Raw genomic sequence first — 13,884 nt, 5'->3', positions numbered from 1 at the left:
GAAAAACCCCGTATGACATACCCTGTCGGATATACGAAAAGACAGGGATTATTTCTTTTACTAGATAAGAATAGTGGTTTCTTTATTGTTCTCTAAATAACAAGCCAATAATAAGTTGGCCGCGCTCGGCTATCAACGCCTTGAAATTCTTGTCAGATAACTGGAATAGCTTTTGGTAAAGGGGAGCCATGATTAAGGGATACGACAAAAGAGAAAATAAGTTCATCAGGAAATGAACAGGGTTCATTTGTTCAATGGTTCCTTTCTTCATTTCATCCGCAGCTTCTTTTAAATAGGACTTTACAGGACCTGATTCGATGTTGTTGATCAGTTGTTTGCCGAGTGTATTGATCTCCGTTACCAAAAAGGTTTCCTGATAGGGAAAGGCCATCATATCTTTGAGAAAAACCGCAATAATATTTTCCGTTTTGGCTTTAAAAGGTAGGTCGGCAGTCATACATTCGGCCAGGCGCCGGCTCAGGTCCTGCATGGCATCCTGGAATATAGCGGCTATCAACAGGTCTCTCGAACGGAAATAATAATGAAGGGCGGTTCTGTTAACCCCGGCGGCATCGGCTATTTCCTGCGTTGTGGCATGCAGTTTCCCTTCTGCGAAAAGTAAACGTTTAGCCGTGTCTTTTATAAGCTGTTCGGTCCCTGTATTTTTTAAAGGCATATGTGTTAAGTTAAACTGATACGATAATCAATCCCGATTTCATCGATAAAATAATCGTCATGCGAAATCACCAGCAAGGTACCCCGGAAATTTTTTACAGCCAGGGTCAGCACTTCCAGGCTCTTAATGTCAAGGTTATTGGTGGGTTCATCCAGGATCAGTAAATCCGGCGCCTGGTTACTCACCAACAAACAAGCCAGCGATAATTTCATGCGCTCTCCGCCACTTAACCCGGCACATCTTTTATCGAAATCCGCCGGGGTAAACTGGCAACGAACCAAGATTTCTTTTAATTCCTGCTCGTCCAGCCCGCGTTTATTGTATTCCTCAATTTGTTCATAAACACTGCGTTTCGGGTTTATCATGGAATAGTCCTGGTCAAGATAAAAGTACGAAAATGCAGCACTATGATAACTGCCTTCAACGGGCGGCAGCTCCCGTGTGATAATTTTGAGCAAGGTGGTTTTTCCGCTGCCATTCTCACCCTGGATTTGTACCCGCTCACCGGATTTAAGTTGGAAGCTAAGATTATTCCATAAGAGGCGATCACTGTACTTAAAGTTAATATTAGCCATATCAATCAGTAAACTTCCCGGATTCGGTTCGGGGTTTGTGATATCAATTTTAAGCACTTCGTACTCCTGGATTTGTGCTTTAGTCTCTTCCATATTATGCAGTAATGAGGCTATCTTTTCTTCGTGTGCGTTCAACATCCTCGCGGTACTGCGTTCTGCCTTGTTTTTTAAGCCACCGGCGATAATACGGGGTATGGATCCGCTCATGGCTGCCGACCTGGATTCCTGCTGTGCCCGATGGCCGGCCATATCGGAGGCTTTTTTCTCAGATATCTTTAACGTTTTGGATTGTTCGTTTAGCCGGGCGCGTAAGGCGCTGACTTGCTCTTGTTTTTTCTGCTGATAAAAGTCGAAATTTCCCCCAAATGTTTCTATTCCCTTTTCACTCAGCTCCAGCGTTTTGTTCATGAGATTCAACAAGGTCCTGTCATGACTCACGATCAGCATAGTGGATTTTTTTTGCCGGATCATTGCATACAGTTTCATCCTGGTTTTGATGTCCAGATGATTGGAAGGCTCATCCAGCAAAATAAGATCGGGGCTGTTCATATCCATGGCCGCAAGAAAAACTTTCGTTTTCTGACCGCCGCTTAAGCTCCCCAGCAACCGGTTTTCATCTATCTTACCCAGGTCCCATTTCTCCAGTACCTGCTTAACTTTGTTTTCGATTTCCCAGTCATCATCCAGGGCTGTAAAGTGCAGGGCATCCGTATCTCCGTTCAGAATAGCCTGCAATGCACGAAGCTTTTTGTCTGCGCCCAATACCTGGGCAACAGAGCAGCCGTCATACTCACCCAGATGCTGGGGTACATACCAGGGTATCTCCGAATGGATAATTTCCCCCGATGTTAATTCCAGTTGCCGGGAAAGGAGACGGAGCAGCGTTGATTTACCAGCGCCGTTTATGCCTACCAGTGCGGCCTTTTCTCCGTCGTTTAGAATAAAGTTCAGGTCATGGAATAGCTCCGTATTATCCGGATGAACATAATGCAGTGATTTTATAATTAAGCCCACGGGATTCCTTGATTTTAAGTAAACAAAGATGGTATTAATTATTTTTTTTTGTTAGACAAAATTGTCAAATTAAAATAATGGTTTTAATATATTGACAATTAGTTTATTATGAATTTTTAAATAACTGTATGTAAATGTTTTGCCACCCTGGAACGAGCAGGTTATCAGTTTAACGCCGGGGTTGTTTTCTTTTGGTTGAACCGCGGATATACGAAAAAATAAGGAAGGTTGGTGTTCAAAAACGGAAAAAAGTTTGAGGAGATGATCTGCCAGCGATCATCTCCTCAAACACAACAATATTATAAATTGATCACTACGCCCAGGTTAGCGACGGTTCCGGTGCCTTTAACGTAATAGCGCCCTTCTGTGGTTGCTCCGCGGACTTCGGAATGGGTAGGGTAATAGTTGGCGTTAAAGAGGTTATTGATGGCAAAGGTCAATGTTACATAACGGAATCGATAGGCGGTATACATATCAAACAGGGTATAACCGGAGACGGGATATTTCCCGTAATTCCATACCGCCTGGGGGAATACATCGCGGCTGCCGATTTTTGTCATCTGAACGGAAAAGTCCCATTGAGGAGTGAGTTTGACGTTGATATTTCCGCCGATTTTAACAGGTGAAATGGTCGAGTTGTCTACTTTCCCATCATAGGAGCCGTCGTTTTTGGTATCTTCTTTTCCATCCATATAACCCAGTATCCCACCCAGGCTTAGCCAATCGGCGGCCTTGTATCCCAGTACCGCTTCTATTCCGTATATGCGTTGCGGTAACTGAACAAGGTCGAAGTTCCCCGGTGTGATTTCCTTGAAGGTGGCTCCTTTTTTACTGGTGCTGTAATAGCCGGTTACCTCGTAATGGAATCGCTGTATATCTCCATTGACCCCCAGCTCAAAATTGTTCACTTTCACAGGCGCAACATTAATGGCATTTAATGAAACCCCGTTCCTCAGCACCAGTCCGATATCTCCAATAGAAAAGCCCTGGGAGAAGCTGGCAAATGGCTGAATAGCGGAGAACTGATTATATCGCAGGCCGGTATTGAACACCAAAGCATTATAGGTATTGGTAGCACCTGGGATAAGCTGGTTGCCTTTGGTAAAGTCGCTGACTTTAAACAACAGGTTCTCATAACGCGCTCCGGCTTTGAATATCCAGTGTTTAGCCAATATGAATTTGGATTGCAGGTAAGGCGCTATGCTGTTCATATTCATATCGGGGGTGACCAGCTTATCTGCCATATCTTTCTGTATGGTATGGTCTTTCAGGAAGTCGATACCGTAAATCAATTGCACACTGTTGCTGGCTGGTAATGCAAAAGGAGTGGAGAAATTGAATCGTCCGCCCCGGTGATCGGAATATATTTGATTATAAGCTTCAAATACGGAGTTGATATCGTTGTAATACACCGCAACGTTGGCGGCTGTTTTACCATAGGTCCCCGTATATTTTACATTCAGGGTCTTATTATAGGGAGTACCTCCCAGGATATTGGTGTCACCCCTGACACCGATGGCCGGAGAAACACCGAAGTTGCCTTTGGTGCCAATGTATTTGCTGTCCTGGATGCTATTGTAATAATTCCCCATTACTTCAATACGATGACGGGCAGAGAAATCATATCCGAGTTTTACGAGGGCATTATAGGTCTTCGTTTCTCCCAGTCCGTAAAAAGGACTGACTACCACACCGTCAGAAGACCTTACCACACCGGAATGTGCCATTTTGCCCTGAACGACGTAGTCAAATTTCCCTGTGCCTCCCTTGAATACCTGCGAGAGATTGTAGCCGTAAGTTTCATCGGCTTTGATAAGATTCAGGCTATTATTGAAGTAGGTAGAAGAGCTGAAGGGAACGTTTTTCTCCGGCTTGATGGTAATATAGTTGATGATGCCGCCGGCGCCGCCATTGCCATACATGGAAGAAGCGCCGTTGATAACTTCAATATGATCTATGGCGCCGGCATCAATGGTTTTAAGGTCACGCCCGCCATTTCGTAATGGGGTGGATTGCGGAATGCCATCAATGAGTACCAGGAAGTTTCTGCCTCTCAATTTCCCGATAAAGTTATTCTGTCCTTCTTCGCTGGGAGATATTCCGGGTATTTTCTGCATCAGGATATAGGGCAGATTGCTGTTGATTTGCGCCTGTTTAGCCAGTTCCTTCCTCGAAATGAATGTCACGGATGACGGTACTTCGTTGACCTGTTCTGCTACGCGGCTGGCTGTAATGATAACGTCCTTCAGCTGGCTGGTGGTATCGGTAAGACGCTTTGGTCTGGAACTATCCTGTCCGAAAGCATGGGTGGCGACCGTCAATGCTAAAAGCACCGGGATATAGCCTGATCTCATGAAATAAAATTAATGTTACGCTAAAAAGTGACCGGAATATGCCATTATCCCTGTCTGCTTTGTTCTATATGGCCGCAAAGGTAATCGCAATAGGGGAAGGCGGATAATCAAAAGCGGAAAAATACCGGGGAGGTTGGGGTAAGCGCGGCTGTTTTTAATAGTTGGTTGTTTTTCCGAAATTATGATTACTTTAGAGTCATGCAGAACGACCAGATGTGTTGGATGCTTTTTGTTAACTATTTGTTCTGAGTAACCATTTATCAATTATACACTCCCTGCTATGCCGTTGATCATATCCCTGATATCATCGCTGGTAAATTAGCCCGTTTGTGAAATTTGCAGCCCTGTGTGGCTATGCTTTCTTTCTGTTTTTACTGTGGTATATCTATGAAAAAGAAGATTCTTGTTCCCGTCTTTGTTTTGTTGGCTGGTATTGGCCAGCTGAGTGCCCGGCAGACATCTTTGCCAACAGAAGTGGCCCGATTGGAATTTAAGGCACGGCAATCCCTGCCGGTAGCGCCGGAGGCGGCCCAGTTGGGGAAATATGGTAATGTGCCTGTTAGTTTGTTTACCGGTACTCCCCAGATCAGTATCCCGTTGCATGAATTTAAAGGGCAGATGTTGTCTTTGCCGATCTCCCTCAGTTACAATAACGGTGGGTTCAAACCCGGAGAGGTGGCTCCCTGGGTAGGCATGGGCTGGTCGTTGAATGCCGGCGGGGTGATTACCCGCGGGGTAATGGGGAATCCTGACATTAACGAAAACTATTACGATAATGGCCCTCTCGTGTTGCCTCCCAGCTCCGATGTATTTGCCTATCAGGATTTTCTCAAACAGATGAAGATGGAAATCCGGGATCTGCAACCAGATATGTACTATTATAATTTTGCCGGGAAATCCGGGAAATTCATGGTACTACCGGATAAAAGCATTGTGAAAAAAGAACGGGACAACCTGACCATCACCTATAACCATCCAGATGAATTTGTTATCACTGATGAAAATGGCACTACCTATCGTTTTGCCAGCCCGGAACAGACCAGGATGCAGTTAATGGATGATATACAAGAAGAAGCGCCTCCCCGTAGAAGCTATAGTTATAATTCCAGCTGGTATCTTACCAGTATGGTATCTGTTAATAATGTGGAACGTATTGATTTTACCTATGAGTCCACAATAGAAGGTGCTATTTCAGAGGAGATTTCCCAAAACAGGTCTGTCACGCTAAGTATGATTACCACACACAAACGCCCGTCAGGATCAGACTACTCCGAACAGGGAAGTGCTGTCACCACTTCACCGCCTTTCGTTTGGGCCAAACGTAAATTTCTCAAGAGTGTTGTCTACTCCAGGGCCGGAGACAGGGTGGGGAGTGTAGAGCTGGAATCGGTGTCTAACCGTCCGGACTCCAATTTTCCACTGGACAAGCAGCTGAAAAGCATCAAAATCTACGAGGGTAAGCTGCAGAAACAATATAGTCTGGGATATGGGTTCTTTGGGGGGCCTGGCAGCACTTCCTCCCAAAAACGGATGCACCTGGATACGCTGGCACAAGTATTACAGTGGCCAGCCAGTGAAACACCCCCTCCGCCGTATTTGTTTACCTACAACGAGATGGGAAGCCCACCGGAGCGGTCTACAGCTGGGCTGGACCATTGGGGCTTTTATAATGGTTATGGTAACTCCAGCCTGGTACCTGCTATCACTTTCCCCAATGGAAGATCTGTCGGTGATGGCGCGCTCAGAAATCCTAATTTCAGTGGGTCGATTTCAGGAGTATTATCCCGGATTACCTATCCCACTGGCGGCTATACGGAATTTGCCTATGAACAACATGATGCGCTGCTGCAGGACTCCTCTACCCGCGATGTAGGAGGTATCCGTATCCGGGAGATCACCGATTATTCCTATGCCAGCAAAAAAGGAACGGTGAAACGATATGAGTACCAGTTGGAGAACGGCAAAACAAGCGGCAAGAGCGATAATAATTTCCCCCGTTATGATGTTACTACCTCCATGCACCGCTGGCCACCACCTATTGTGATTGGCGGATCAGAAGAGCAGAGTACTGTTAACTATACCGTTTCCGCCAATTCTGTGTACGGAATGGGGGCTGTACAAGGCTCGCATATTGGCTATAGCCGGGTAACAGAATATCAATACGATTTTAATAATTACCAGCCGCTGGGTAAAACAGTGTATCAATATCATATAGGCAGTATTGATCAGTTTGATGATCATGTGGGGAATGGAGATTTGGAAAAAAAATCGGTCTATGACAACAATGACCGGTTATTGAGTGAACTCTCCAATACCTATACGTACCAGATCATAGGTAATGTACCGCAAGTAAGGGTAAAGCTGAAAGCCGCACAGGACAATCTGACCCAATGGTGTAAGAAACAGGATGCCAATGGCATGTTCACTTACGAAGGGAGAGGAGTATGGAAATCCATGGGTGACTGTTTGGAGGTCCGTACTTTTACAAACATCCTGTATTCCGACGGTTATACAATCTGGGCGCAACAGAAACAGCTGGTACAACAGACGGAAAAAACATTCGATCTCATGACGGGCAATTACCTGACCAGCATTCGTAAAATGACCTATGGCAGCGATAAACATACTTTCCCGACACAGATCAATGACTTGACCACCAATAACGAAGAAGTGGTAACCGTGAAAAAATATGCCGGCGATTATATCGGCGTCAATGGCAGCACAGCGGGTATTGCCGCGTTGACCAGCGCTGGTATGTATGGGACAGAGATAGAGAGTATCCAATACCGTCAGCAAACGGATGGTAGTAACAAACGGCTCATCAGTGGATTGTTGACCTATTACGATCAATACCAGCCAGTTAGTACTTTTCGCCTGGAGGCTGCCGGAGCGCCTGATACCTGGGTGACTTCTTCCTGGGGCGGCAACAATCTGGTAACAGACAGCCGGTATAAACCATTGGCCAGTTATAAGTATTCCTTTGGACAGATCGTGGAACAACGCAAAGACAACGATGCGCCGCAAGCCTTCGCCAGGGAGTATCCTGACCGGTATCCTGTGATGGTAGTTAATAATGCACTTTTTGAGGAAATCGCCTACACAGGCTTTGAACAAATGAGCATGTATGGCGGAAACTGGACCAATAGTGGTGGTGTATTTGATTTGAATAGCGGTCATACCGGCAGGTACTCCCTGAAAATTCCGGTTACCGGGTACCTCCAATGCAACCTTGGCGCCAGCGTCACCAAACCGATGGTAGTAAGCTATTGGTCTAAAACCGGACCGTTGACCGTTACACAGGAGGGTACGACTAGTGTACCTTTGTCAACCACTGGTATCACCCGTAATGGCTGGACTTTCTATCTGCATCGAACCTCCGGTATTGCCGGTGTTTTCCGGTTATCCGGTACAGATGCATGGATAGACGATGTGCAGATATACCCGGCGGATGCACAGGCCACAACATATACCTATGAGCCCGGCGTGGGCATTAGCAGCAGTACCACTCCGGACAACATTACCACCTGCTACGAGTATGATGCGTTGAATAGGTTGCTGAATGTCAGGGATGATAAGGGGAATATTGTACAGAACTACACTTATAACTATGGACCGGGAACACCGATGACGCCTGCTGCACAGACGTTGTTTTACAATGCGGAGGTCTCCAGGGGATTTGTTAAAAATGATTGTACGCTAGGAGAACCAACTACCGTAAACTATAGGGTGAAATATGGTACGCACACCTCGGCGGTAGGCCAGGCGGATGCTGATGCATTGGCCAATGCTGAAATCAACGCCAGGGGACAGACCTATGCCAATGCACATGGAGAGTGTTTGTTTTATAATGGTTATCAGTCCGGAAATTTCTTTAAGAACGATTGCCCTCCGGAAAACGGTCAGGGGATGGTATATAAATACGAGGTTGAGGCCCGGAAATGGTCCAGCCCTGTGAGTCAGGCTGCGGCAGATCAGCTGGCATTGGATGATATCAATACCAATGGTCAGGCGGCAGCCAATACTTATGGTACCTGTTCCTGTGCTGCTGAAGGAAAACGATTCATCAATGGCGTTTGTGAAACCGGTAACATGTATTACCTGTCCAGCGTACCGGAGAATGGAAAGTATCGTTGCACCTATCAATACCAGTTTAGCGACGGCTCCACGAGCCAGATATACACTAAATTATCCCCTATTAACTGTGTTAGCCTCTGATTACCATGAAAAAAAATTATACCATCACCATAGCCTTTTTTTTGCTGCTGATCGCTGTTAAAACGGTAGGCCAGTTAAGTCCCGGGCAAAACTTCGTCGGCAAAACGATTGTCAACGTACCAGGGGTAGGTACCCAGGCACAGGTCAATGCGCTGCCTGCGGAAAGCGGCAATAGGACCGTTACCTATTTCGACGGCCTGGGAAGACCGGTGCAGGTGATTGCCATACAGGGCAGTCCGGAAAAAAAAGACATCATCACACCTACGGAATATGATAACTACGGGCGGACAGTCAAAAAAGTGCTGCCTTATACAGATATGAACAGCACCGGTTATGGTAGTTTTCGTACCGGCGCTTTTGCTGATCAGCTCAATTTTTACAGTCCGGCTAATACCGCCTTACCAAACGTAGCAAAGGATGACCGGCCTTTTGAGCAGCAACAGTTGGAGTTTTCTCCGTTTAACCGTTTATTGCAGCAGGGGGCGCCAGGCCGTACCTGGCAACCGGGCAATGGTCATACCGGACAAAACACCTATGCTGTCAACAACACTGCTGATGATGTAAAACGCTGGACTATAGCTGCCAGTGCCGGTGGTACACCGGTGGCAGCCACCTATCAAGCCGGTGAACTTTTCAAAAATATCACTGCAGACGAGCAGGGGAACCAGACGATTACCTTTACCGATAGGGAAGGGAAAGTGGTGCTGAAAAGGATGCAGCTGGCTGGTAACCCGGCAAATCCTCATGCAGACTGGTTATCGACTTACTACGTATATGACGACTATAATAACCTGCGTTATGTTATCCCGCCGAAGGCGGTAGCAGCATTGGCAGCCACAGGCTGGTCCTTTTCGGGCCAGACAGATATCGTGTCGGAGCTTTGTTTTGTATATGAATACGACGAGCGGCAGCGGATGATCACCAAAAAAATACCCGGCGCCGCTGCTATGAACATGGTGTATGATGTCCGGGACAGGATGGTGTTTAGCCAGGATGGTAATCTCGCAGCCCAGGGTAAATGGATGGCCAACTTTTATGATGGTCAGAACAGGCCTGTGATGACCGCTCTCTATACTTCCGGCGACAACAGGGCTACACTGCAGGCCGCGATGAATACCGTTTCCGGTACCCAGGGTACCATTACCCGCTCGTTTCCGGGGCCGGATAACCTGGTAGTTGCCAGCTATGATAACCGTAATGCTTACCAGGCTCGCAACAGTGTTACCCTGGAAGATGGATTTGATACCGGTAATAGTGCTGATGTGGTCGCGGAAATAGACCCTTCCCTGAGCACCGGATCGCAGACCATTACGGTAAGTAATCCGCTCCCCGGTATCCCGGCAGCTGCATTGCAGGCACTGACTTATACTTTTTATGATGATTATAGTTATGCCGGGGTTTTACCTGCCGAAACCGGTGACTTGTCGAAGTTAAATGCCGGTAGCAGTAGCACAGCAGAACAGGTGACTACTCCTGCCACCGTTGTAACAGGCAAAGTAACAGGCATCAAAAAGTTGGTACTCGGTACTGACCAGTATCTCACTACTACCACTTATTATGATGAGAAAGGCCGTGCGATACAAACAGTGTCAGAAAATAACAACAATGGTCGCGATGTGGCCAGTACGTTGTATGATTTTTCCGGTAAAGTGCTCAGTACCTATGTAAGGCAGCGTAACCCACGCAGCGGTACCACGCCGGATGTGCGTATGCTCACGGTCAATACCTATGACCACACCAACCGTCTATTGACTGTCGCCAAACAGCTCAACGATGCCGGTACGCTGAAAGTCATCGCTGATAACAAATACAACGCCCTGGGACAGCTGACTGATAAAACCCTTGGCAACAACCTGGACAATATACACTACGATTACAATATCCGGGGATGGCAGCTCGGCGCCAACAGAGATTATGTAAAGCAGGCTACTGGTAACTATTTTGGCTACGAGTTGGGCTATGATCAGTCTGCGTCTGTCATCGATGGCACTGCTTATGCCGGACCGGCATTCAACGGCAATATCTCCGGAACAATATGGCGAAGCAAAAATGATAACATCTCCAGAAAGTATGATTTCGGTTACGATCGGGTTAACCGCCTGACCCAGGCGGATTTTAATCAACAGAATGCCGGCAGCAGCAGTTGGACCAATGACCAGGTGAACTTCTCCGTTCGTAACCTGCAGTACGATGAAAACGGCAATATCCTGTTCATGAAGCAGGAAGGGCTGGCGGGAACTGCATCTGTTACCGTGGATGATCTTAAATACGGCTATGTGGCCAATAGTAATAAACTCCGGTTTGTAACAGATCGTGTCAATAACCCTAATAGTACCCTGGGTGATTTTAAAGAGCCGGTATCCGATGAGAATACCGATTATACCTACGATGCCAACGGTAACCTGATGCAGGACCGTAACAAAGGTATTGCCAGTATACAGTACAATCATCTGAATCTGCCAGAGCAGATCACCATCACCGGGAAAGGGACCATATCCTATCAATATGACGCTACCGGGACTAAGCTACGCAAGACAGTTGCAGATAATACACAATCCCCCGTAAAGACCACCGTTACCGACTATATGGCTGCCGGGGAGTTTAAGAATGATACCTTGCAGTTCCTGGCACATGAAGAAGGGCGCGTGCGTCCGGTGTTCAAAGCTGGTCAACCCGCAGCGTATTTCTATGACTACTTTGAAAAAGATCACCTGGGGAATGTCCGGGTGGTACTCACGGAACAGACGGACCTCTCAGTATACACGGCCACAATGGAAAACGCCCGGGCGCCACAGGAAACAGCATTGTTCAGTAATATCAATGAAACCAGGGCAGCTAAACCTGCCGGCTATCCACAGGATGGCAGCACCGGAGAAAATACTTCCGTCGCTAAACTGAATGCAAAGGCCGGGGGGAATAAGATCGGTCCTTCACTGGTACTCAAAGTGATGGCCGGCGATACTATTCAGATTGGTGTAAAGGCATTTTATAAATCACAGGAACCGGTAAATAATACACCTCCGCCGGTGGAAGACATGATTGCCAGCCTGGCGCAGGCTTTCCGTGGCAGTACTTCAGGCGGTGGTCAGCATGGTTTTGACGTAGCTGAAAATACCACGTCGTTTAATGCGGAATTTTATAATCAGCATTATCAGCAGCTAAAAAATAAAGAATCCAAGCCGGATAATCCCAGCGCTTATCTGAATTTTGTATTCTTTGATGAACAATTTAACTTAGTAGACAATAACAGCGGGGTAAAACAGGTAAAAAAAGAACCTGACCAGTTGCAGACACTGGCAACAGACAAGGTACCGGTAACTAAAAGCGGTTTCCTGTATGTTTATACCAGTAATGAAACCCCGCAGGATGTGTTCTTTGATAACCTGGTGGTGACACAAGCCACTGGTCCGCTGCTGGAAGTGACGCATTATTACCCGTTTGGGTTAACGATGGCGGGGATTAGTTCCAATGTGTTGAAGGGGTTGGATTATCCAGAAAATCGCAAGAAATACAATGGAAATGAATTACAATCTGGCGAGTTCGGAGATGGGGCAGGGTTAGAATTATATGACTTCAATGCCAGGACATATGATCAGCAGGTTGGAAGATTTTTACAAATAGATCCATGGGTTGAAGAGGGGAAACAGGAAATGCTGACGCCATATCAGTTTTCCTATAATAATCCAATCCGATATAGTGATCCCGATGGAAAATGCCCTGCATGTTTGGTGCCTGCTTTGCCTGTAATCGGAGAAGCTTTGGGTGCTCTTGGGGCTGCTTTAGGAATTACCGTCGTGGTGACAAAGGTGGTTGATAAATTAAGAGGTGCTGACTTGGGCGGGGTAGATTATATGCCAGGCTCACCATTTGGCCCTTATTCTCCTATGCAACGGTCTAGATTAATGGAGGCTCAAAGTGGAGAAGCACCCAAAGATGGGGCGTCCGCACCTCGCTCAAATCAACCAACAAATGCTGCACCGCAGGAAAATGGGCCGGGAGGCGATAAAAAAAAGGTCGGTAGGTCAACAAATAAACTCGAACCAGATCAAGGGGCAGCTGGTGACCATACGACCTTTCAAAGAGATAAGGATGGAAATGTTTATAAATATGAGGAATGGAAGGAAAATCCTAGAAATCCAAATAGATTTGATAACAAAAAAAGATTCGATGGAGGAACGAAAGAAGGAACCCCTGGTACCGACCATAATAAGCTCCCAACACCACATATGAATCAAAAGAAGGATGCCCAAGGTAAAAAACTTCCAGGAGGAGCTCGTATTCCAACAGGTAATGAGTTTCCAAGAAATAATAGATTTCTACCGTGGTTAAAATTTTAAGACTATAAATTTTCAATATGTTACTGGAGGACTTTATCCAATATATTCAGAAGAATTTTGATCCCGAGGAAGTGGATATCAAGGTTTCTTCACTAAATGTTCATGTTAGTCAACCCTTTTTAGCTTTAAATATTAGTCTTGACGAAGGGGAACAGATCAGATCAGAAAGAGTAATATTTGATTTGACTCAATGCAAGGAAATTAAACTGAGCGATACCAGTTTTTCTGATATTGATTTGGTGAAAGAGCATCCCTTATTATGGAAGTACAATGATTTGCAATCGTCATTGTACTTTAAAGATGTAAAAGGAGATTCATCTACGCTTTTTTGGAAACTATATAGAGTTCATAGAGAACTCTATGGAGATTTATTGCCGTTGGATGCCTATCTGAATACAGCATTTCTAGACCGGAGTGATTTTTTGCCTCCATTCGGACTGTTTGGAAGAGGCCCTCAGAAATTAATGAATATATATGCCAGGTGTCTTGAGCAGGAAGGAATTAGTTGCTCGCAGGCAAATATATCCGATCCAGTATTATGGGATGGTATCAAGTATACCGATGGTTTTCAGCATCCAAAAATTTTGTTTCTGAATAACTCTTTCATTATAGCAGATGATTTTGTCTTAAGGGAACGAACTCCGATTGAAATTTAATATTTATAACGCAAATAAAAAGCACATAAAAAGACCGGCCTCCGACCGGTCTTTTTA

Annotated in this window: 6 protein-coding genes; 3 read left to right on the top strand and 3 right to left on the bottom strand. The window is 45.9% G+C overall.

Annotated elements, in window-relative coordinates:
• Positions 1 to 82: 82 nt before the first annotated feature.
• The 3 genes from ICL07_RS02075 to ICL07_RS02065 all read right to left on the bottom strand — a co-directional run bounded on the left by ICL07_RS02075 (position 83) and on the right by ICL07_RS02065 (position 4,619).
• The gene (locus ICL07_RS02075) at positions 83 to 676 is read right to left on the bottom strand and encodes a TetR/AcrR family transcriptional regulator (RefSeq protein ID WP_188086289.1); all 594 of its coding nucleotides are present in this window, start codon (positions 674 to 676) and stop codon (positions 83 to 85) included.
• A gap of 5 nt (positions 677 to 681) precedes the next feature.
• Positions 682 to 2,265 (bottom strand): ATP-binding cassette domain-containing protein, encoded by a 1,584-nt coding sequence (locus tag ICL07_RS02070; RefSeq protein WP_188086288.1) that lies wholly within the window; start codon positions 2,263 to 2,265, stop codon positions 682 to 684.
• A 299-nt stretch (positions 2,266 to 2,564) separates the two neighbouring features.
• Complete coding sequence (locus ICL07_RS02065; protein ID WP_188086287.1) at positions 2,565 to 4,619, bottom strand: TonB-dependent receptor; 2,055 nt, start codon at positions 4,617 to 4,619, stop codon at positions 2,565 to 2,567.
• A 387-nt stretch (positions 4,620 to 5,006) separates the two neighbouring features.
• Here ICL07_RS02065 and ICL07_RS02060 point away from each other — a divergent pair, with 387 nt between their 5' ends.
• The 3 genes from ICL07_RS02060 to ICL07_RS02050 are packed head-to-tail and all read left to right on the top strand — an operon-like array spanning position 5,007 to position 13,827.
• Positions 5,007 to 8,834 (top strand): DUF5977 domain-containing protein, encoded by a 3,828-nt coding sequence (locus ICL07_RS02060; RefSeq protein ID WP_188086286.1) that lies wholly within the window; start codon positions 5,007 to 5,009, stop codon positions 8,832 to 8,834.
• Between the two features lie 5 nt (positions 8,835 to 8,839).
• Positions 8,840 to 13,171, top strand: a complete 4,332-nt coding sequence (locus tag ICL07_RS02055) for a DUF6443 domain-containing protein (protein WP_188086285.1) — start codon at positions 8,840 to 8,842, stop codon at positions 13,169 to 13,171.
• 17 nt (positions 13,172 to 13,188) lie between these two features.
• A complete protein-coding gene (locus ICL07_RS02050; protein ID WP_188086284.1) occupies positions 13,189 to 13,827 on the top strand; it encodes a hypothetical protein in 639 nt (212 codons plus the stop codon).
• The last annotated feature ends 57 nt before the right edge of the window (positions 13,828 to 13,884 follow it).

Source organism: Chitinophaga qingshengii (assembly GCF_014529935.1).
Taxonomy (GTDB): Bacteria; Bacteroidota; Bacteroidia; order Chitinophagales; family Chitinophagaceae; genus Chitinophaga; species Chitinophaga qingshengii.
Note: the sequence above shows the minus strand (reverse complement) of the source record. Positions and strands in the feature narration are given on the sequence as shown.